The 20,275-nt window shown below is 73.1% G+C and carries 19 protein-coding genes; 14 read left to right on the top strand and 5 right to left on the bottom strand.

Features of this window, described 5'->3' with window-relative positions:
* The first annotated feature begins 32 nt into the window (after window positions 1-32).
* The 5 genes from ACILRH_RS19855 to ACILRH_RS19835 all read left to right on the top strand — a co-directional run bounded on the left by ACILRH_RS19855 (window position 33) and on the right by ACILRH_RS19835 (window position 3,775).
* Window positions 33-464, top strand: a complete 432-nt coding sequence (locus ACILRH_RS19855; RefSeq protein WP_395695797.1) for a MarR family winged helix-turn-helix transcriptional regulator — start codon at window positions 33-35, stop codon at window positions 462-464.
* 49 nt (window positions 465-513) lie between these two features.
* The gene (locus ACILRH_RS19850; protein WP_395695796.1) at window positions 514-1,647 is read left to right on the top strand and encodes a GTPase family protein; all 1,134 of its coding nucleotides are present in this window, start codon (window positions 514-516) and stop codon (window positions 1,645-1,647) included.
* On the top strand, window positions 1,644-2,264 hold the full coding sequence (locus ACILRH_RS19845; RefSeq protein ID WP_395695795.1) for a class I SAM-dependent methyltransferase: 621 nt from the start codon (window positions 1,644-1,646) through the stop codon (window positions 2,262-2,264). Before ACILRH_RS19850 ends, ACILRH_RS19845 begins: the two co-directional genes overlap by 4 nt.
* Window positions 2,261-2,971: an NAD-dependent deacylase gene (locus tag ACILRH_RS19840; RefSeq protein ID WP_395695794.1), complete on the top strand. Its 711-nt coding sequence runs from the start codon at window positions 2,261-2,263 to the stop codon at window positions 2,969-2,971. Before ACILRH_RS19845 ends, ACILRH_RS19840 begins: the two co-directional genes overlap by 4 nt.
* A 108-nt stretch (window positions 2,972-3,079) precedes the next feature.
* Entirely contained in the window at window positions 3,080-3,775 is a 696-nt protein-coding gene (locus ACILRH_RS19835; protein WP_395695793.1) for a hypothetical protein, read from the top strand.
* A gap of 102 nt (window positions 3,776-3,877) precedes the next feature.
* On the opposite strand, the gene treZ is transcribed toward ACILRH_RS19835, so the two are convergent.
* Genes treZ through glgX form a run of 3 tightly spaced genes read right to left on the bottom strand, consistent with a single transcriptional unit; the run spans window position 3,878 to window position 10,106 of the window.
* A complete protein-coding gene (gene treZ, locus ACILRH_RS19830; protein WP_395695792.1) occupies window positions 3,878-5,635 on the bottom strand; it encodes a malto-oligosyltrehalose trehalohydrolase in 1,758 nt (585 codons plus the stop codon).
* Window positions 5,632-7,890, bottom strand: coding sequence for a malto-oligosyltrehalose synthase (treY, locus tag ACILRH_RS19825; protein ID WP_395695791.1), 2,259 nt, complete (start codon window positions 7,888-7,890; stop codon window positions 5,632-5,634). The genes treZ and treY overlap by 4 nt, the downstream gene beginning before the upstream one ends.
* Entirely contained in the window at window positions 7,887-10,106 is a 2,220-nt protein-coding gene (gene glgX, locus ACILRH_RS19820; protein WP_395695865.1) for a glycogen debranching protein GlgX, read from the bottom strand. The genes treY and glgX overlap by 4 nt, the downstream gene beginning before the upstream one ends.
* Before the next feature lie 147 nt (window positions 10,107-10,253).
* Here glgX and ACILRH_RS19815 point away from each other — a divergent pair, with 147 nt between their 5' ends.
* The 4 genes from ACILRH_RS19815 to ACILRH_RS19800 all read left to right on the top strand — a co-directional run bounded on the left by ACILRH_RS19815 (window position 10,254) and on the right by ACILRH_RS19800 (window position 13,311).
* Window positions 10,254-11,696, top strand: coding sequence for an MDR family MFS transporter (locus ACILRH_RS19815; RefSeq protein ID WP_395695790.1), 1,443 nt, complete (start codon window positions 10,254-10,256; stop codon window positions 11,694-11,696).
* A gap of 61 nt (window positions 11,697-11,757) precedes the next feature.
* Window positions 11,758-12,492 (top strand): VIT family protein, encoded by a 735-nt coding sequence (locus ACILRH_RS19810; RefSeq protein ID WP_395695789.1) that lies wholly within the window; start codon window positions 11,758-11,760, stop codon window positions 12,490-12,492.
* Entirely contained in the window at window positions 12,489-13,079 is a 591-nt protein-coding gene (gene thpR / locus ACILRH_RS19805; protein WP_395695788.1) for an RNA 2',3'-cyclic phosphodiesterase, read from the top strand. The genes ACILRH_RS19810 and thpR overlap by 4 nt, the downstream gene beginning before the upstream one ends.
* A 58-nt stretch (window positions 13,080-13,137) precedes the next feature.
* Window positions 13,138-13,311: a hypothetical protein gene (locus ACILRH_RS19800; RefSeq protein ID WP_395695787.1), complete on the top strand. Its 174-nt coding sequence runs from the start codon at window positions 13,138-13,140 to the stop codon at window positions 13,309-13,311.
* A gap of 152 nt (window positions 13,312-13,463) precedes the next feature.
* Here ACILRH_RS19800 and upp read toward each other — a convergent pair whose 3' ends face one another.
* Complete coding sequence (gene upp, locus ACILRH_RS19795) at window positions 13,464-14,105, bottom strand: uracil phosphoribosyltransferase (RefSeq protein WP_395695786.1); 642 nt, start codon at window positions 14,103-14,105, stop codon at window positions 13,464-13,466.
* Between the two features lie 146 nt (window positions 14,106-14,251).
* Between upp and ACILRH_RS19790 the strand changes: the two genes are divergently transcribed.
* From ACILRH_RS19790 to ACILRH_RS19770, 5 genes are all read left to right on the top strand, one after another.
* The gene (locus tag ACILRH_RS19790; RefSeq protein ID WP_395695785.1) at window positions 14,252-14,737 is read left to right on the top strand and encodes a tRNA adenosine deaminase-associated protein; all 486 of its coding nucleotides are present in this window, start codon (window positions 14,252-14,254) and stop codon (window positions 14,735-14,737) included.
* Window positions 14,738-14,774: 37 nt separating this feature from the next.
* The gene (locus ACILRH_RS19785) at window positions 14,775-15,215 is read left to right on the top strand and encodes a nucleoside deaminase (RefSeq protein ID WP_395695864.1); all 441 of its coding nucleotides are present in this window, start codon (window positions 14,775-14,777) and stop codon (window positions 15,213-15,215) included.
* A gap of 51 nt (window positions 15,216-15,266) precedes the next feature.
* Window positions 15,267-16,562, top strand: coding sequence for an aromatic acid exporter family protein (locus ACILRH_RS19780; RefSeq protein WP_395695784.1), 1,296 nt, complete (start codon window positions 15,267-15,269; stop codon window positions 16,560-16,562).
* A 139-nt stretch (window positions 16,563-16,701) separates the two neighbouring features.
* Window positions 16,702-17,931: an alpha-hydroxy acid oxidase gene (locus ACILRH_RS19775; RefSeq protein WP_395695783.1), complete on the top strand. Its 1,230-nt coding sequence runs from the start codon at window positions 16,702-16,704 to the stop codon at window positions 17,929-17,931.
* Window positions 17,932-17,974: 43 nt separating this feature from the next.
* Window positions 17,975-19,846 (top strand): CocE/NonD family hydrolase, encoded by a 1,872-nt coding sequence (locus ACILRH_RS19770; protein WP_395695782.1) that lies wholly within the window; start codon window positions 17,975-17,977, stop codon window positions 19,844-19,846.
* Between the two features lie 69 nt (window positions 19,847-19,915).
* On the opposite strand, the gene ACILRH_RS19765 is transcribed toward ACILRH_RS19770, so the two are convergent.
* Window positions 19,916-20,260 carry a DUF779 domain-containing protein gene (locus tag ACILRH_RS19765; RefSeq protein ID WP_395695781.1) on the bottom strand — a complete coding sequence of 115 codons (345 nt, stop codon included), beginning with the start codon at window positions 20,258-20,260 and terminating at the stop codon, window positions 19,916-19,918.
* Window positions 20,261-20,275 lie beyond the last annotated feature (15 nt).

Here is a 20,275-nt window from a genome sequence, read left to right as displayed (position 1 = left end):
CGATATGGAGAGAATAGCGAGGCGGGTCGGCCGTGTCCAGCCGGAAGCGCGTCGGGGAGCAGATCGCCGACGTCATGCAGGAGCTCATCGCGGCCGCGGTGCTCACCAACGAGCGGATCGCTCGCTCGGTGGGGCTCAACGTCGTGGACTTCCAGACCTACGGCGTGCTGGTCCGCCACGGCGGGCCGATGACCCCCGGGCAGCTGGCGCAGATCACCGAGCTGCCCTCCAGCACCACCACCAGGGTCCTCGACCGGCTCGAGGCCAAGGGCATGGTGCGTCGCGAGCCGGACCCCGACGACCGGCGCAAGACCTGGGTGCACGCGGTGCCCTTCGACCACCCCGGGGCCGGGGCCGCGTACGCCTCGATCCTGCGGCAGATGGAGGAGGTCAACGCGGGCTTCACCGTCGCCGAGCTCGAGACCGTCGTGCGGTACCTCGACGCCGTCAAGCACGTGCGTTGACCCCACCGGTTCCGCAGCCCCCGTTGCGCAGAGGTGACAATCTGGTGCCATGGCACCACCGGCGGACGACTGGTTCGGCAAGGCGTTCTCCAAGGCCTGGAAGGACAAGGCCGAGGAGATCGGGCGCTTCAACCTGGCCATCTTCGGCAAGACCGGCGTGGGCAAGAGCACCCTGGTCAACGCGATCTTCGGCGAGGAGATCGCGGCGACGGGTATCGGTGAGCCGGTCACCCGCGCCGAGCACCTCTACCTGCACCGCAGCGGCACGCTCGGGGTGCTCGACACCCGCGGGCTCGAGGTGGGCCGCGACAACGCGAAGCTGATCAACGAGCTCAACGACTACCTGCACGGGATGCGGCGCAAGCCGTTGGCCGAGCAGATCCACGTGGCGTGGTACTGCGTGCGCTCCGGCGACCGCCGCTTCGAGCCGACCGAGGGCGAGTTCATCCGCGCGCTGCACGACCTCGGGCTGCCGGTGATCCTGGTGCTGACCCAGGTGCCGCGCGCCGGGGTCCGCGTCCACCCCGACGCCGAGGCGCTCGCGGCCAGCATCGCCGCGATGGACCTGCCGATCGAGGGCGGGCTGATCCACTACACGATGGCGCGCGGGGACGAGTTCACCGGGCAGACGGCCTACGGGCTGCAGGAGCTCCTCGATGCCACCTTTCGCGGCGCGCCCTCGGGCGTGGCCCATGCGATCACGGCTGCTCAACAGATCGATTTCGTCCGCAAGCGCGACCGCGCGGAGACTGCGATCAAGGCTGCCACGGGGGCGGCGACGACCGCCGGGGCCTCCCCGATCCCCTTCTCCGACGCCGCCATCCTCGTCCCCATCCAGCTGACCATGATGGCCTCGATCGCGGTGACCTACGGGATCCCGATCGAGCGCTCCACCGCTGCCTCGATCGCCGCGACCGCGGCCGCCACCACGGCCGGCCGGTCGCTCGTGGGGAACCTGATCAAGTTCGTCCCCGGCGCCGGCACCGCGGTGGCCGGGACGATCAACGCGACCGTGGCGGGCACCTTCACCTACGCCATGGGGCACGCCTGGCTGCGGGTGTGCGAGCGGCTGGCCCGTGGCGAGCTGCGCATGGTCGGCGGCGCCCTGGACAGCGAGAAGATCCACAAGCTCTTCCTCGACGAGTTCAAGGTCTCGGCGAGCAGGAGGAAGCTGCCGTCATGAGCACCCGGTGGCAGCGCATCGCCCGCGCCGGGGCCGGCGAGGAGTACGCCGCCGTCTACGCCGAGCGCTTCCGACGGCTGGGTGCCCGGGGGGCCGAGGTGCACGGGGAGGCCGCCTTCGTGGCGGGGCTGCTGCCGCGGCCCGCGCGGGTCCTGGACGCGGGGTGCGGGACCGGCCGGGTCGCCGTCCGCCTCCACGAGCTGGGCTACGACGTGGCGGGCGTCGACGTCGACGAGGCCATGCTCGCCGTCGCCCGCGAGGAGGCGCCGCACCTGGACTGGTGGCTGGCCGACCTGGCGTCGTTCGACCTCGGTGAGACCTTCGACGCCGTGGTCGTGGCCGGCAACACCCTGCCGCTGCTGGAGGACGGCACGCTCGGCGCGGCGTGCGAGCGACTGGCCGCCCACGCCCGGCCCGGCGGCCGGGTCGTGTGCGGCTTCGGGCTCGACGCGGACCACCTGCCGGCGGGCTGCCCGGTCACGCCGCTGGCCGAGGTGGATGCGGCGATGGCCGGCGCCGGCCTGGAACCGGTGGCGCGCCACGGCACGTGGTCCGGTGACCCGTTCGACCACGACGGCGGCTACGTCGTCACCGTCCACGCGAGGCCGGACCGGTGAAGGTCACGGTCCTGACCGGCGCGGGCATCTCGGCCGAGAGCGGGGTGCCGACCTTCCGCGACGCCGACGGCCTGTGGGAGGGGCACGACGTCGAGGAGGTCGCCACGCCCGAGGCCTACGCCGCGCGGCCCGACGTCGTGCACCGGTTCTACGACGCCCGTCGCGCCGCGCTGGCGACGGTGCACCCCAACCCGGCGCACCACGCGCTCGCCCGGCTGGAGGAGGCGATCGGCGACGACCTGCTCGTGGTCACCCAGAACGTCGACGATCTCCACGAGCGGGCCGGGTCCACCCGGGTGCTGCACATGCACGGCGAGCTGCGCTCGGCGCGGTGCGAGGCGTGCGGCGCCCGCAACCGCTGGCACGACGACCTGGGCCACCGGCCGCCGTGTCCGCGGTGCGGCGCGGTCGAGCTGCGGCCCGACGTGGTCTGGTTCGGTGAGATCCCCTACGGCATGGACCGCATCGCCACCGCGATCGCCGGCACCGACCTCTTCGTGTCGATCGGCACGTCGGGTGCGGTCTACCCCGCGGCCGGGTTCGTCCAGCACGCGCTGCGGCACGGGGCCACCACGCTCGAGCTCAACCTGGCCCGCAGCAACGGCACCTGCCTCTTCGACGACGCCCGCCACGGTCCGGCCACCGAGCTGGTGCCGGCCTGGGTGGACGAGCTCCTGGGTGGGCAGGGGGTCCGGCGCGGCGGGTAGCACGACCGGGTGGTCGGAGCGGTCCGTACGGGCGGGGCGTGCGGCGGCTGGCCGGGGTAGCGTGCGGCTACCGGTCGGCAGCGAGCCGACCCGAGCCGAGGAGGACCCGTGGCACGGATCGGAATGGCGGTGGCGGGTCTCGGGGCCGCGGCCGTGCTCACCGCGTGTGGAGGCAGCGACTTCGCCGACGGATCGGCCGACGACATTGCGAAGAGCGCGAAGTCGGCGATGGGGGACCTGACCTCGGTGACGGTGTCCGGTGAGATCAGCTCAGGCGGTCAGGACATCAACATCGACCTCCAGACGGACAAGGACGGCAACTGCACCGGGACCATCGGTCTGGGGTCGGGTTCCGCCGACCTGCTGGGCGTCGGCGGTGACGTCTGGATGAAGCCGGACGAGTCCTTCTGGAAGACCTTCGCCGGCACCAGCGCCGACCAGGTGATCTCGCTGGTCGGCGACAAGTGGGTCGTCGTCCCCCAGGGCCAGGACTCGCTCGACCAGTTCTGCGACATCGACAGCCTGCTCGAGCAGATGCTCAAGGACGACGACAGCTCGACCTACTCCAAGGCGGGGACCGGGTCGGTCGACGGCGACGACGTCGTGAAGATCGACAACAAGGACAAGGACGGCAGCACGTCCACCGGCTACGTGCTGGTCGACGACCCGCACTACCTGGTCAAGATCGAGAAGACCGAGGGGGAGGACACCGGCTCGGTCACGTTCTCCGACTTCGACGAGAAGGTCGACGTCGAGGCGCCGGCCGACAGCGACGTCGTCGACCTCAACAACCTCTCCGGCTAGCCGCCCCGGACCTCTCACCTGGCCCAGCACAGGGTGCTCCCGGGTTGAATACACGTGTGTTCAACCCGGGAGCCGGTGCCTGCGGGGCTGTGCCCGGCCGGGTCAGCGCGCGGGACCCACGAGCGCGCCGGCGTGGGCCCGCAGCACCAGCTCGCCGGCGCGGAGCGACACGTCGTCACCGGTCGCGAACAGCAGGACCCCGTCGCCGGTCGGCACAGAGACCTCGGCGTCGCCGAAGTTCACCGCGACCAGCAGCGCGCCGCGGCGCATCGTGAACACCCGTCGCTCCTCGTCCGCGGTGCAGGAGACAGCTGCGAACGAGGGGTCGGTGAGCTCCGGCCGCTCGCGACGGAGGCGGGCCAGCCGTCGGTAGACCTCGAGGATCCGCGCGTGCCGGCCGCCCGCGGCCTCGGACCAGTCGAGGTTCGAGCGCTCGAAGGTCTCCGGGTCCTGCGGGTCGGGGACGACCGCCGGGTCCCAGCCCATCTGCTCGAACTCGGCGATGCGGCCCTCAGCGGTCGCGCGGCCCAGCTCCTCCTCGGGATGGGAGGTGAAGAACTGGAACGGCGTCGAGGCGGCCCACTCCTCACCCATGAAGAGCATCGGGGTGAACGGCGAGCACAGCGTCACCAGGGCGGCGCTGGCGAGCTGGTGCTCGTCGAGCGCCTCGGCGATCCGGTCGCCCCGGGCCCGGTTGCCGACCTGGTCGTGGTTCTGGCTGCACACCACCAGGCGCCACGTCGGCATCGCCCGCAGGTCGACCGGGAAGCCGTGGTTGCGGCCCCGGAAGGAGGACCAGGTGCCGTCGTGGAAGAACCCGCGCTCGCAGACCTTCGCCAGCGCCGACAGCGGCGCGAAGTCGGCGTAGTAGCCGGTCGTCTCACCGGTCAGCGCCACGTGCAGCGCGTGGTGGAAGTCGTCGCTCCACTGCGCGTCGATCCCGTAGCCCCCGGCCTCCCGGGGCCGCACCAGCCGGGTGTCGTTGAGGTCGGACTCGGCGATCAGCGTCAGCGGGCGGCGCTGGTGCGCGGACATCGCCGCGACCTCGACCGCCATCTCCTCCAGCAGGTGCTGGTGGCCGGCGTCGTTCAGCGCGTGCACGGCGTCGAGCCGGAGACCGTCCACGTGGTAGTCCTCGAGCCACATCCGCACGTTGTCGAGGATGTAGCGCCGCACCTGCACCGAGCCGGGGCCGTCGAGGTTGAGGAAGTCACCCCAGGTGTTGGCGCCCTCCTTCAGGTAGGGGCCGAACAGCGGCAGGTAGTTGCCCGACGGGCCGAGGTGGTTGTAGACCACGTCCTGGATCACGCCGAGCCCGGCCGCGTGGCAGCCGTCGACGAAGCGCTGGTAGCCCTCCGGTCCGCCGTACGCCTCGTGGACGCTGAACCACGCGACGCCGTCGTAGCCCCAGTTGTAGGTGCCGTTGAACGCGTTGACCGGCATCAGCTCGACGAGGTCCACCCCGATCTCGCGGAGATGGCCGAGCTTGCCCAACGCCGCGTCGAACGTGCCCTCGGGCGTGAACGTGCCGACGTGCAGCTCGTAGACGACCGAGCCGGCGAGCTGGCGGCCGGTCCAGGTCGCGTCGTTCCACGTGTACGACGCCGGGTCGTAGGTGCGGGAGAGGTCGTGGACCCCGTGGGGCTGACGGCGGGACCGCGGGTCGGGGCGGGGGTCCGGGTCGTCGTCGATCAGGTAGCCGTAGTCGACCCCGCTGCCCGCGACGTCGGGGACGGGCTCGGTCGGTGCCCACCAGCCGTCGTCGCCCGCCGCCATCTCGAGCGTCTCGCCGGCCAGCGAGAGCCGCAGCCGGGACGCCGTCGGCGCCCAGACGTCGAAGGTCCCGCGTCCCGGCTTCACGCGTCGTCCCGCACGAGCAGGGCGACCGGCAGGTCGCGGAGCAGGTCGGCGAGGCGGTCCGAGGCCGGCTGGTCCGTGAGGACGTCGCGCCAGGTCCCGGGCGGGAGCACGAGGGTCGTGTCGCTCCAGCCGCCGCGGTCCGCCAGCCCGACCGGCAGCCGGGTCGCGACCGTCACCGCGCCGCCGCGGTCGAAGGCGAGCACGTGGCGCGCCGCGGGACCCTCGGCGAGCACCGGGGCGTACGACGTGAACAGCCCGGGCCGGTCGCGGCGCAGCGTCAGCGCGGCCCGGGTGAGCCGGAGCTTGTCGGCCGCGTCGTCGTCCTCGGTCCCGGCCAGCACGGCGGCCCGGTGGTCGAAGTCGACCGGGCGGCGGTTGTCGGGGTCGACCAGCGAGGTCTCCCAGAGCTCGCTGCCCTGGTAGACGTCGGGGACCCCGGGCATCGTCAGGGCGACGAGCTTGGCCGCCAGCGAGTTGGAGCGCCCGGCCGTGTCGACCCGGGCGGCGAGGTCGGTGAGCACCCGCTGCACCTCAGCCGAGGTGAAGACGGCGTCGACGGCGGCGTGCACCGCCGCCTCGTAGGCCTCGTCCGGCTCGGTCCACGTGGTCCGGTCGCCGGCCTCGCGCATCGCCTTCTCGGCGTACCCGTGCAGCCGCTCGGCCGACGCGGGCCAGGCGCCGAGGACGGCCTGCCACAACAGCGAGCCGAATCCCGGGTCCGGCAGCGGGACCAGGCGCAGCAGCTCGGCCAGCGCCGCCTCCCACACGTCGGGGACCTCGGCGAGGACCGTGATCCGCGCCCGGACGTCCTCACCACGCTTGGTGTCGTGGGTCGACAGCGTCGTCATCGCATGCGGCCAGTCGCGCTGCCGCACGGTCATCGCGTGGTGGAAGTCGTCGACGTCCAGGCTGAACACCGACGGGTCGCCGCCGACCTCGTTGAGCGAGGTCAGGCGCGACCAGCGGTAGAAGCCGCAGTCCTCGACGCCCTTGGCCATCACCATCCCGCTGGTCTGCTGGAACCGCCGCGCGGCGCGCGACCACGGGTCGCGGAGCGCGGGCAGCAGCGCGTCGAAGGTCGCGGCCAGGTCCGGCCGGTGCCGGCGGGCGCTCTCGAACGCCTCGTCGAGGTGCGTGCGCCCGGCGGGCAGGTAGGACCGGTAGACCGGGAAGCAGGCGAGCAGCTCGGCCACCGCGTCGCGAGCGGGCGCGGGGTCGTCGGTCCCCAGCTCGCGCACGATGCGGCGGACCTCGGACTGCAGGATGCCGTCGGCGACCGCGCGCTTGGTGCCGCGGACGAGCTCCGCCCAGTCGACCGGGGCCCCGCGCAGCCGACCCTCGAGCTCGTCGAGCGGCTTCTGCCCGGTGGGGTCGGTCAGGACCCGGTCGACCAGCGCGAGCGCGTCGTAGCCGGTCGTGCCGTGGGTCGCCCACTCGCGGGGGAGGTCCTCGCCGGGCTCGAGGATCTTCTCGACCAGCACGTAGGCGCCACCGGTCAGGTCGGCGAGGTCGTCGAGGTAGCGCCCGGGGAACCTCAGGCCGTCGGGATGGTCCACGCGCAGCCCGTCGACCAGGCCCTCGTCGAACCAGCGCCGGATCTCCACGTGGGAGTCCGCGAAGACCTCCGGGTCCTCCACGCGGACGGCGGCCAGGGTGTTGATCGCGAAGAAGCGGCGGTAGTTGAGGTCGGTGTCCGCGCGGCGCCAGCCGACCAGCTCGTAGTGCTGCTCCTCGAGCGTGGTCGTGCCGGGGGCCATCGGGAAGCGGTGGTCGTGGTAGCGGACCTCCGGGCCGTCGGGTCCGGCCACGACGCGGACCGCGTCCTCGTCGCCGTCTCCGACGACGGGCACCAGGATCCGGCCGTCGCCGGCCGCCCAGTCGACGTCGAAGGCCGTGGCGTGCTCGGAGTCGCGGCCTAGCCGCAGCACGTCCCACCACCACGGGTTCTCGACCGGGGTGGCGACGCCGACGTGGTTGGGGACGATGTCGACGAGCACGCCCATCCCGAGGCGGCGGGCCTCGGCGGCCACCGCCGCGAGGCCCTCGGCTCCGCCGCGCGCCGGGTCGACCCGGTCGAACCGCACCACGTCGTACCCGTGCCGGCTGCCCGGCTCGGCCTCCAGGATCGGGGACAGGTAGACCCAGTCGACGCCCAGGTCGTGCAGGTAGGGCAGCCGGCGCGCGGCCTCGAACAGGTCGAAGTCGGCGGTGACCTGCAGGCGGTACGTCGAGGCGGGCAGGCGCGGCTCGCTCACCGGCGCTGCCCCTGCGTGGCTGCCGCCACGGACGCGGCGACCGAGTGGTCCGGCTCCTCCTCGGGAGCGAGGTGCTCGCGCAGCACCACGACGCTGCGTGAGTGGATCGGGAGCGTGTCGCCGGCCTTCACCTCGCGGTTCTCGTCGGCGGCGCCGCCGGTGTCGATGACGACGTCCCAGGCGCTGGCGTACTCCTCGGGCGGCAGCGTCGCGGTCGCGTCGCCGTCGGCGTTGAAGTAGAGCAGGAAGTGGTCGTCGACGATCGCCTGGCCGCGGTCGTCGACCCCGGCGATGCCGTGGCCGTTGAGGTACATCCCCAGTGCCTGGGAGCCAGCCCCAGAGTCCGACTGAGTCCAGTCGCCGTCCTCCATCGGGCGGCCGTCGAGGTGCAGCCACACGATGTCGTTGAGGCGCCCGCCGCCCTCGGGTCCGCCGTCGGCCGGGTCTGGCACCCGGACGGTGTCGCCGGTGAAGAACCGCTTGCGCCGGAAGGTCGGGTGGTCGCGCCGCAGCCGGGACACGGCGGCGGTGAACTCGACCAGCGGCCGGTCCACCTGGTCCCAGTGCACCCAGCTGAGCTCGGAGTCCTGGGCGTAGGTGTTGTTGTTGCCCTGCTGGGTGCGTCCCAGCTCGTCGCCGTGCAGCAGCATCGGGACGCCCTGGCTCAGCAGCAGCGTCGCGAGGAAGTTGCGCTGCGACCTGGCCCGGGCCGCGAGGATCTCGGGGTCGTCGGTCGGACCCTCCGCGCCGTGGTTCCACGAGCGGTTGTGGCTCTCGCCGTCGTTGTTGTCCTCGCCGTTGGCCTCGTTGTGCTTCTGGTCGTAGGAGACCAGGTCGCGCAGGGTGAAGCCGTCGTGGGCGGTGACGAAGTTGATGCTCGCGACCGGGCGCCGGCCGGTGTGCTCGTAGAGGTCGGCGGAGCCGGACAGCCGCGAGGCGAACTCGCCCAGCGACGGCTCGCCGCGCCAGAAGTCGCGGACGGTGTCGCGGTACTTGCCGTTCCACTCGGTCCACTGGGGCGGGAAGCCACCGACCTGGTAGCCGCCCGGACCGATGTCCCACGGCTCGGCGATCAGCTTGACCTGGCTGACCACCGGGTCCTGCTGCACGAGCTCGAAGAACGTCGACAGCCGGTCGACGTCGTAGAACTCCCGCGCGAGCGTGGAGGCGAGGTCGAAGCGGAAGCCGTCGACGTGCATCTCGGTGACCCAGTAGCGCAACGAGTCCATGAGCAGCTGCAGCGAGTGCGGGTGGCGGACGTTCAGGCTGTTGCCGGTGCCCGTGTAGTCCATGTAGTAGCGCTTGTCGTCCTCGACCAGCCGGTAGTACGCGGCGTTGTCGATGCCCTTGAAGCTCAGCGTCGGCCCGAGGTGGTTGCCCTCCGCGGTGTGGTTGTAGACCACGTCGAGGATCACCTCGATGTCGGCCTCGTGCATCGCCTTGACCATCGCCTTGAACTCCTGCACCTGCTGGCCCAGGGCGACGTCGTCGTCGCGGGCGGCGGAGGAGTAGTCGGCGTGCGGGGCGAAGAAGCCCAGCGTGTTGTAGCCCCAGTAGTTGCGCAGCCCCTTGTCGAGCAGCGTGCTGTCCTGCACGAACTGGTGGACCGGCATCAGCTCGAGCGTCGTGATCCCGAGCTTGGTGAGGTGCTCGATCGTGGCGGGGTGCGCCAGTCCGGCGTACGTGCCGCGCAGCGCCTCCGGCACGTCGGGGTGCAGCTGGGTGAGTCCCTTGACGTGGGCCTCGTAGATGATGCTCTCGTTGTAGGGCCGGTTGGGTCGGCGGTCGCCCTCCCAGTCGAAGAACGGGTTGATGACCACCCCGTGCGTCATGTGCGGCGCGGAGTCGTCGTCGTTGCGCGAGTCCTCGTCGCCGAACGTGTAGGAGAACAGCGCCTGGTCCCAGTCGATCTCGCCGGCGGTCGCCTTGGCGTAGGGGTCCAGGAGCAGCTTGTTGGGGTTGCAGCGCAGGCCCCGCTCGGGGGCCCACGGCCCGTGCACGCGATAGCCGTACCGCTGGCCCGGCTGGACGGTCGGCAGGTAGCAGTGCCACACGTAGGCGTCGACCTCGGTCAGCTCGACCCGCGTCTCGGCGCCGTCGTTGTCGAAGAGGCACAGCTCCACGCGCTCGGCGACCTCGCTGAAGATCGCGAAGTTGGTGCCGCTCCCGTCGAAGGTCGCCCCCAACGGGTACGCCTGCCCCGGCCAGCTCTCCACGACACCCTCCAGCTCCACGCCACGCTCCCGGTCCGACCGATCGGGTTTGATCGATCAAAGCACATGTGTACCCGTTCCCCGGCGTCGCGAACATCGGGAACAATCCGGGGCGCCGACCGGGTTGCGGCTCTCGTGACGGTCAACGAGGTGTCCCGGGCGAGCGTCGGCCTGCGCAGCGAGCGAGGACCGATCCTGCTGGCGGTGATGCTGAGCGTCGGCCTGGTCGCGATCGACTCGACGATCCTGGCCACCGCCGTGCCGGCGGTGGTCGACGACCTCGGCGGCTTCACCCAGTTCCCGTGGCTGTTCTCGATCTACCTCCTCGCCCAGGCGGTCACCGTCCCGGTCTACTCCAAGCTCGCCGACCAGTTCGGCCGCAAGCCGGTGATGATGGTCGGCATCGGGCTGTTCCTGCTCGGCTCGCTGCTGTGCGGGGTGGCCTGGGGGATGGGCGCCCTGATCGCGTTCCGGGCCGTCCAGGGTCTCGGCGCGGGCGCCGTGCAGCCGGTCAGCATGACGATCGTCGGTGACATCTACACGCTCGAGGAGCGCGCCAAGGTGCAGGGCTACGTCGCCGGCGTGTGGGCGGTCGCCTCGGTCGTCGGCCCGACGCTCGGCGGCGTGTTCGCCGACTACGCCTCCTGGCGGTGGATCTTCTTCATCAACCTCCCGCTCGGCCTGGTCGCCGGCGTGATGATGTGGCGCAACCTGCACGAGCAGGTGGAGCGCCGCCCGCACCGCATCGACTACGCCGGCTCGCTGCTGCTCACCGCCGGCGGGGTGCTGCTGCTGCTCGCGCTCCTCGAGGGCGGGGTGCGCTGGGCCTGGTCGTCCCCGACCAGCCTCGTCCTGTTCGCCCTCGCCGCGGTGCTGCTGGTCGGCTTCGTGCTGGTCGAGCGGCGGGCCGCCGAGCCGGTGCTGCCGCTGTGGCTGATGCACCACCGCGTCCTGGTCGCCGCGATGGCGGCGTCCCTGGTGGTCGGCGTGCTGATGATGGGCCTGACGTCGTACATCCCCCTCTATGCGCAGGGCGTCCTCGGGTACGGCGCTGTCGCGGCCGGGTTCGCCCTCGCCGCGATGACGCTCGGCTGGCCGATCGCGGCCTCCAACGCCGGCCGCCTCTACCTGACCCTCGGCTTCCGGGCGACGATGCTGATCGGCGGGGCCGTCGGTGTCGTGGGTGCCGCGCTGCTGCTCCTCATCGGGCCGCACAGCTCGCTGCTGGTGCTCGCGCTGCCCTGCTTCGTGCTCGGGATCGGCTTCGGCCTGGTCGTCAGCCCCTCGGTCATCGCCGCCCAGTCGTCGGTGACCTGGCGCGACCGCGGCGTCGCGACCGGCGCGACCCTCTTCACCCGGTCCGTCGGCAGCGCGGTGGGGGTCGCGGTCTTCGGTGCGCTGGTCAACCACCAGGTCGCGAGCCGGCTCGGCCGTGGCGTCCCGGACGTCTCGACGCTGACCCCCGCGGTGCTGGACCCCGCGATCCACCAGGTGTTCGTCGCGTCGGCGGTGGCCGCGGTCGCGCTGCTCGGGGTCGGTGCCCTGATGCCGCGCCGCATCCAGGAGCCGGCCGAGGAGCCGGCGCCGGCGTGAGCGTGGTGAGCGCAGGCAACCCTTGCTTGCAGGCGACCCGGCGCCGGGTTTGGATGCGTCCATGACCGCGAGCGACACCGAGGACCTGGTCGGTCCGCACAGCGACGAGCCGCACCAGAGCGGCCTGAACAACCGGCTGAACTGGCTGCGTGCCGCCGTGCTGGGGGCCAACGACGGCATCGTGTCGACCGCCGGCATCGTAATCGGCGCCGCGGGCGCCACCAGCGACCGCAACGCGATCGTGATCGCGGGCGTCGCCGGCCTGGCGGCAGGTGCGATGAGCATGGGCGCGGGCGAGTACGTCTCGGTCAGCACCCAGCGGGACTCCGAGCTGGCGCTGCTGGCCAAGGAGCGGCGCGAGCTGCGCGACGAGCCGGACGAGGAGCTCGCCGAGCTCGCCGGCCTGTACGTCGAGAAGGGGCTCGACGAGGAGCTCGCCCTCGAGGTCGCGAAGGCGCTCACCGCGCACGACGCCCTCGGGGCCCACGCCGAGGCCGAGCTCGGGATCGACCCCGACGACATCTCCAGCCCGTGGCACGCGGCCTGGGCGTCGATGCTCGCCTTCACCGCGGGGGCGTTGCTGCCGCTGCTGACGATGACGCTCGGCAGCCCCGGGCTGCGGCTCTGGCTCACCGTCGCGACCGTCGTCGTCGCCCTGGCGGTGACCGGCTTCGTCAGCGCCCGGCTGGGCTTCGCGCGACCGGGTCGCGCGGTGCTGCGCAACGTCCTCGGCGGTCTCTTCGCGATGGCCGTCACCTACGGCATCGGGTCGCTGCTCGGCACCCAGATCGGATGACCTCGGCGCTGCGGATGTTCGCGGCGCTGGTGCCGCCGGCCGAGGCCGTCGAGCACCTCGACGCCTTCCTCGACGTCCGCCGGGCGGCGGCGCCGTTCCGGTGGACCGCCGCCGACCAGGTCCACGTCACCCTGGCCTTCCTCGCCGAGGTCGAGGAGCACCGCCTCGACGACCTGGTCGAGCGGCTGGGCCGGGCGGCCTCACGGCGCACCGCCTTCGGCACCGCCGTCGCGGGCGGCGGGGCCTTCCCGAGCGCGGCGCGGGCGCGGGTGCTGTGGGCCGGTCTCGACCTCGACGACCCCGGCCGCACCGAGCTGGACCGGCTGGCCACCGGGTGCCGGGCCGCCGCGAACCGGGCCGGGATCGCCGTCGACGGCCAGCGCCTCCGCCCGCACCTGACCGTCGCGCGGCTCGGCCACCCCGCCGAGGTCTCGGACTGGGTGCGGCTGCTGGACGGCTACGCCGGGCCGCGGTGGGTCGCCGACCGGGTCACGCTGGTGGCGTCGTACCTCGGGGAGGGGCCGCGCGGCCGGCCGCGCCACGAGGTCGTCGACGAGCTCCCCCTCGGCGCCGCCGCCCCCGACTGAGGCCGACGTCACGCCGGACGGGTCCGGCACGTCCGGGCCGCTGCGTCGTTGACCGGGCATGACCGACGACGACGACGAGCGCCTGGCCCGCCCCGACGGGCACCGCTACGACGCGCCCGAGTCCGACGACTCCCGCATCTCCAAGGAGTGGGCGTACGCCGTCCTGGGGCTGCTGGTGCTGGTCCTGCTGGTGCTGGTCGCCACCGGGACCGTGCGGATCTTCCCGGGCTGACCGGCCCGGGCGCGGTTGCGCAGCCTGGATGAATCCCCGGTCAGCCGGGGAAACCTGACGTTGTCAGGCGTTGCAACCCCTGACAACGTCATGAACTCCCTGACAACGTGGATGAATCCCCGGTCAGCCGGGGATTCATCCACCTCCCGGCCTCAGCCCACCACGCCGTACAACCGGTCGCCGGCGTCACCGAGACCGGGGACGATGTAGCCCTTCTCGTTGAGCTTCTCGTCCATCGCGGCGGTGACGACCGTGACGGGGACCGCGAGGCCGTCGAGCTCGCGCTCGAGGCGCGCGCAGCCCTCGGGTGCGGCGAGCAGGCAGATGGCGGTGATGTCGTCGGCGCCGCGGTCGGTGAGGAAGCGGATGGCGGCGGCGAGGGTGCCCCCGGTCGCCAGCATCGGGTCGAGCACGTAGCACTGACGGCCGGAGAGGTCCTCGGGCAGCCGCTCGGCGTAGGTCGACGCCTCGAGCGTCTCCTCGTTGCGGATCATGCCCAGGAACCCGACCTCCGCGGTCGGGAGCAGCCGCATCATCCCGTCCAGCATGCCGAGGCCGGCGCGCAGGATCGGCACGACCAGCGGCTTGGGCGAGGCGAGCGAGACGCCGGTGGTCGGGGAGACCGGCGTGACGATGTCGAGCGGCGCGACCCGGACGTCGCGGGTGGCCTCGTAGGCCAGCAGGGTGACGAGCTCGTCGGCCAGGCGGCGGAACGTCGGGGAGTCGGTGCGCTCGTCGCGCAGGTGGGTCAGCTTGTGGGCGACGAGCGGGTGGTCGACGACGTGCGTGCGCATGCCCGAAACCCTAGGGCACGCCGGGCACATCGGCCCGGGCGTCGGGGGACGAAAGGGGGTTGGCCGCTCCGCGCCGGTCTGCCACTCTGGAAGGCGCGCCGCGGCCGAGCGGTGCGCCCAGCCAGTCGACGGAGCGGAGGTGTGCCGTGGCCGACCAGACCGACGGAGTGGACTTCGCCCTGGCAGCCTTCCGCGAGGACGGCGACTGGACGGTGGAGGAGCTCGTCTTCGACGTGCTCGACGACGTGGAGCACCTGGTGCACGCGCTGCGCCGGTTCCCCGGCGGTGCGGTCGGCCTGGTCGCGGTCGACGAGGACTTCTTCCTCATCGTGCGGGTCGCCGGCGCCACCACGCGGGTGCTGCTCTCCGACATCACGGCGGCCGACGAGTGGGAGCTGGCCAGCTCCGCCGTCGACTTCCTCGGGCTCCCGCAGCCGGAGGTCGAGGAGATCGAGGAGCAGGTGCCGGCCGGCGACCTCGACCTGCTCGGCGACCTGGGCATGCACGCCATGGACATGGGCGTGCTGCTCGACGACCCCGAGCTCTACCCCGACGAGATGCTCTCCGACGTCGCGCGCCGCCTCGGTTTCGGCGAGGTCTTCGACGACATCGTCGGCCTGACGTCCGCGTGACGCGCCGCCGATGACCGGCGAGGCCTGGGTGCCCGCGATGCGGGCCGCCCTCGACGAGGCGCGGTCGGCGCTCGTGACCGGCGACGTGCCGATCGGTGCGGTCGTGCTCGACCCCGGTGGTGTCGTCGTCGCCCGCGGCCGCAACGTGCGGGAGGCGGAGTCCGACCCGACCGGTCATGCCGAGGTGGTCGCGCTGCGCGCCGCGGCGGCGGCCCGCGGCTCCTGGCGGCTGGACGGCCACACCCTGGTCGTCACGCTCGAGCCCTGCACGATGTGCGCGGGTGCCGCCGTGCTCAGCCGGGTCGAGCGGGTCGTCCTCGGTGCCTGGGACCCCAAGGCCGGCGCGGTCGGGAGCCTCTGGGACGTGGTCCGGGACCGGCGGCTCAACCACCGGCCCGAGGTGGTGGCCGGCGTGCTCGCCGAGGAGTGCGCCGCGCTGCTCGAGGAGTTCTTCGCCGGGCACCGCCGACGCGGGTGACGCCGCCCGCCGGCCGTTTCGGCCGCCCGTGCGGCGGTCATGATGAGGTGCGTGCTCGATCAGTGGCGAGGTCGCCTCCGGCGGGAGGCGAAGCGGCTGCGGCGCGGCTGGCGCGGCGCCGTGCTCTGGTCGCTGCGCATCACGGTCGCCGCGGTCGCGAGCTACGTCGCCGCCCTGCTGATCTTCCCCGGCACCCAGCCGTTGCTGGCTCCGCTCACCGCGATGCTCGTCGTCCAGGTCACCCCGGTGTCGCTGCTCGCCAGCGGCGTCGACCGGGTCGTCGCCGTGGTGCTCGGGGTCTCCCTCGCGGTCGGGTTCGCCACCGTCGTACCCCTGGAGTGGTGGAGCCTCGGCGTCCTGATCTTCGTGTCCATCACCCTGGGGCAGGCCCTTCGCCTGCGCGCGAACCTGATCGAGGTCGCGATCAGCGGCATGCTCGTGCTCGGCGTCGGGGCTCTCGGCGCCGGGGCCGCCGCCGGCCAGCGGATCGCCGAGACGCTCGTCGGCGCCGCCGTCGGGATCGCCGCCAACCTGCTCTTCCCGCCCCGGGTGCCGACGTCCGACGCCGGCCGGGAGATCGAGGGGCTGGCCGACGCGGTCAGCGACCTCCTGCGCCGGTCCGCCGACGCCCTTCGTGAGCTCGCCGACGAGCCCGAGTCGGTCTTCTCCGCCGCAGTCGCGTGGCTCGGGGACGCCCGCCGGATCACCCACCACGACGTGCCCCGGGTGGGTGCCGCCCTGCTCCAGGCCGAGCAGGGCCGCCGGCTCAACGTCCGTGCGGTCGGTACGCCGGACCTCGGGCCCGGGCTGCGGCAGGGGCTGGAGTCCCTCGAGCACACCGCGCTCGCGGTGCGCTCGATGTACCGCACCCTCGCCGACACGACCGCGGGCAGGCCGGCCTGGCTCACCGACGAGTCGGGCGCCGACGTGCTGCTCGGCCTGGCCGAGACATTCTGGGACCTGGCTGCGGCCGTCGACGCCTTCGGCGAGCTGGTGCGGCTGGAGGCCGCTCCGGCCGGCCAGGTGCGGTCGGCGGACTTCGAGTCGCTGCGGACGGCCATCACCGGCCTGCCCGAGGCGCGGGCCCGCCTCGAGGAGCTCGGGACGGTCGTCACGGACCCCGACCTGGGCGAGATGCAGGCGAGCGCGCTCGCGACGGTCAAGCGCGTCGAGCGCGAGCTCGACCTCGCCGAGCGGGTGCGGCGACAGCTCCAGCTGCGCCGCCCGGCGGGGCACCGGCCCGTCCCCCTGCGGCCCCACCTCGTCCGCTCCCGGACGCCGACCTTCCCCGAGGCAGGTCCGGACGCCGAGACGGTGCGGATGCCCCGCCTGCCCGAGGATGACTGAGCGACCAGGACTGACCGGGAGCGTCGGCTCGCGCATCCGGGGCGGTGTCGGGCACCCTCGAGGGACCGCACCCTGCGACCGCCCACCAGCCGACCCGCCGAGGAGATCCCCCTGTGAAGTGGCACCTGTGAAGCGGCACGTGCCGAAGCGCCACGACCTCGCGCCGCTGCTGAGGTTCAGGAGGCCGATCGTGTCGCCGCGGGAGCGGCGGCTGGCTGCGGCGTTGACGATCGAGGACCTGCGGCGGATCGCGAGGCGGCGTACGCCGCGGGCCGCGTTCGACTACACCGACGGTGCGGCCGACCAGGAGGTGTCGCTGGCCCGCGCCCGGCAGGCGTTCGGTGACGTGGAGTTCCGGCCGCGGATCCTGCGCGACGTCTCGACGGTCGACACCTCGCGGGTGGTGCTGGGCCAGCGGGTCGCGCTGCCCTTCGGGATCGCACCGACCGGGTTCACCCGGATGATGCAGACCGAGGGCGAGATCGCCGGCGCGCAGGCCGCCGCGGCGGCGGGCATCCCGTTCGCGTTGTCCACGATGGGCACGACCTCGATCGAGGACGTCGCCGCGGCCGCACCCGGTGGGCGCCGCTGGTTCCAGCTGTACATGTGGAAGGACCGCGACCGGTCGATGGCGCTGGTCGACCGGGCCGCGCGAGCCGGGTACGACACGCTGCTGGTCACCGTCGACGTGCCGGTCGCCGGGGCACGGCTGCGCGACGTGCGCAACGGGATGACCATCCCCCCGACCCTGACCCTGCGTACGGTGCTGGACGCGCTGCCCCGGCCGGCGTGGTGGTTCGACTTCCTCACCACCGAGCCGCTGGCGTTCGCCTCCCTGGACTCCTGGTCCGGCACGGTCGCGGACCTGCTGGACACCATGTTCGACCCGACCGTCACCTACGACGACCTGGCCTGGATCCGCGACCAGTGGCCCGGCAAGGTCGTGGTCAAGGGCGTCCAGACCGTCGACGACGCCCGCCGGCTCGCTGACGCCGGGATCGACGCGGTCCTGCTGTCCAACCACGGAGGCCGCCAGCTCGACCGGGCACCGGTCCCGTTCCACCTGCTCCCCGACGTCGTCGACGCCGTCGGCGCCCACCACCCCGACGTCGAGGTCCACCTGGACACCGGCATCACGTCCGGCCAGGACATCGTCGCCGCCCTCGCCCACGGCGCCCACTTCACCCTCATCGGACGCGCCTACCTCTACGGCCTGATGGCCGGCGGCCGCGACGGCGTCGACCGGACCATCGAGATCCTCCGCAGCCAGGTCGAACGCACCATGCGGCTGCTCGGCGTACGCACCCTCGACGAGCTCGAACCCGACCACGTCACCCAGCTCGTGCGGCTGGAGCCCCGCCGGTGGTAGCGACCGGCTGTAACTCCGTGTGACACCCGGTCGTTGAGGTGTCATGCGTCGCTCCCTCACCGCCCTGCTCGTCGTGCTCGGCGTCCTCGTCGCCCCGAGCGCTGCCGTCGCGGCGCCCGCTGCGGCCCCGCACGCCGCGGCCCGCTCCGGCTGGACCCCGCGGCCGGCGATCTACCCCGGCACGGTCACCCGCACGGACCTCGCGATCCCGATGTCGGACGGCACCGTGCTGCGCGGCGACCTGGTGCTGCCCGCCGACGCCGACGGCCAGGCGGTCGCGGGACGGTTCCCGGTCATCGTCACCATCACCGCCTACAACAAGTCCGTCCAAGCGAACGCCGGTGGGCTGGCGGGCGCGCCGCCGTCGTACCTGGTGCGGCGCGGTTACGCGCAGCTGACCGTCGACGCACGGGGCACGGGGAGCTCCGAGGGCACCTGGTCGGCGTTCGGCCACCGCGAGGACGAGGACTCCGCCGAGGTGGTCGAGTGGGCTCACTCGTCGAAGCGCCCCTGGAGCAACGGCCGGGTGGGCATGGCCGGGCCGTCGTACATGGGCATCAACCAGATCTTCGCCGCGGCCCGGCACCCGGCCGGCCTCAAGGCGATCTTCCCGCAGGTCCCGGCCGGTGACGTCTACCGCGACGTCGTCGCCTCCGGCGGCCAGCTCGACGTGGGGTTCATCCCGCTGTGGCTGGGCCTCGTCACCGGCGCCGGTGTCGTGCCGCCGGCGGTGACGCAGAGTGATCCGCAGTCGGGGTTCACGGCGTTCGCCGACCACCTCGTCGGCGCCGCGACGTTCACGCTGCCGCTGCTGCTCGACGCGGTGACGGGCGGGGACTCGGCATACGACGGGCCGTTCTACCGCGAGCGCTCGCCGATCGAGGTGATCGACCGGGTCCGCGTCCCGACCTTCCTGGTGTCGGGGGAGTACGACCTGTTCCAGCGCGGGACGCCGCTGCTCTACGAGGACCTGCGGTCCCGGGGGGTGCCGACGCGGCTGGTCACCGGTCCGTGGAACCACCTGCAGGCGTCAGCCGGTGACGGCATCGAGGGCGCCGGCTACGGCAGCCTGGCCGAGCTGCAGCTGCGGTGGTTCGACCGCTACGTGCGCGGCAAGGCCGACCCGACCCTCGACCGAGACATCCCCTCTTTGACCTACTACGAGCAGGGCAGCGGCCGGTGGACCCACGCGTCGGGGTGGATCACCGACCAGCACGCCGCGACCTACCGGCTCTCGGGCTCCGCGGCGGCGGGCGGCGGGATCGGTGTGCTGACCCGCCGTGCCACGGTCGACGGACGTGCGGTCGTCCCGCCGGTGCCGGTGTCGGGCCTCTGCACGCGCTCGGCCGACCAGTGGACCGCGGGCCTGCCGAGCGCCGCCCTGGCTGACCTGCCGTGCTGGCGCGACAACGCACCCAACGACAAGTCCGGGGTGGTCTTCCAGACCGCCCCGCTCACCTCCGCGCTGCGGCTGCGCGGCCCGATCAACGCGCGGCTCTACACCTCGAGCCCGACCGGCGACGGGATGCTCTCGGTGTCGGTCTCCGACGTCGCGCCGGACGGGAGCGTCTCGCGGCTGACCGGGGGCTGGCAGGTGCTCTCGCTGCGCGCCCTGGACCGCTCCCGCAGCCGCTTCCTCGACGGCCGGCTCGTGCAGCCGTACCACCCGTTCACGAAGGCGTCGAGGAAGCCGCTCGCCGCCGGCCAGGTCGCACCCGTGGACGTCGAGGTGTTCCCGACGGCCGCCAGGATCGCCCCCGGGCACCGGCTGCGCATCGCCATCCAGGCCTTCGACGTACCCCACCTCGCGCCGACGGCGCCCGACCTGCCCACGGCGCTCGCGCCGCTCACGGTGCGCACCGGCCCGCGGTGGCCGTCGGTGCTCACCGTCCCCGCGGCGGCGCGCCACCGATGAGTCCGCCGGGTCGACGGCGCCCACCTGTCCGCCTCCGCGCTGGACCGGCTCGCGGGGGCGACCGGGCCGTCAGCCCGGCTGGACGCCGCCCGAGGCCTGAGCCAGCTCCTCGTCGGTCATCAGGCGGGACCGCACGAGGAAGCGGACGCCGTACGGCGACTCCAGCGAGAAACCGGCGCCGCGGCCGGGTACCACGTCGATGGTGAGGTGGGTGTGCTTCCAGTACTCGTACTGCGAGGCGGACATCCACACCGGAACCGGCCGGTCCAGCCCGACGTCGAGGTCGCCGAGGTGGACGTCGGCGTCGCCGGTGATGAAGTCGCCGTCGGGGTAGCACATGGGCGCCGACCCGTCGCAGCACCCGCCGGACTGGTGGAACATGACGGGACCGTTGGACCAGGTCCGCCGCCTCACCGGTGACGTCCACCG

This window comes from Nocardioides sp. (assembly GCF_044226765.1).
GTDB lineage: Bacteria > Actinomycetota > Actinomycetes > Propionibacteriales > Nocardioidaceae > Nocardioides.
Note: the sequence above shows the minus strand (reverse complement) of the source record. Positions and strands in the feature narration are given on the sequence as shown.

Excerpts from the sequence above, each read along its gene's own strand:
- ACILRH_RS19850 (WP_395695796.1), top strand. The coding sequence starts at position 514 with ATGGCACCACCGGCGGACGACTGGTTCGGCAAGGCGTTCTCCAAGGCC.
- ACILRH_RS19845 (WP_395695795.1), top strand. The coding sequence starts at position 1,644 with ATGAGCACCCGGTGGCAGCGCATCGCCCGCGCCGGGGCCGGCGAGGAG.
- ACILRH_RS19810 (WP_395695789.1), top strand. The coding sequence starts at position 11,758 with ATGACCGCGAGCGACACCGAGGACCTGGTCGGTCCGCACAGCGACGAG.
- thpR (WP_395695788.1), top strand. The coding sequence starts at position 12,489 with ATGACCTCGGCGCTGCGGATGTTCGCGGCGCTGGTGCCGCCGGCCGAG.
- ACILRH_RS19800 (WP_395695787.1), top strand. The coding sequence starts at position 13,138 with ATGACCGACGACGACGACGAGCGCCTGGCCCGCCCCGACGGGCACCGC.
- upp (WP_395695786.1), bottom strand. The coding sequence starts at position 14,105 with ATGCGCACGCACGTCGTCGACCACCCGCTCGTCGCCCACAAGCTGACC.
- ACILRH_RS19785 (WP_395695864.1), top strand. The coding sequence starts at position 14,775 with ATGCGGGCCGCCCTCGACGAGGCGCGGTCGGCGCTCGTGACCGGCGAC.
- ACILRH_RS19770 (WP_395695782.1), top strand. The coding sequence starts at position 17,975 with ATGCGTCGCTCCCTCACCGCCCTGCTCGTCGTGCTCGGCGTCCTCGTC.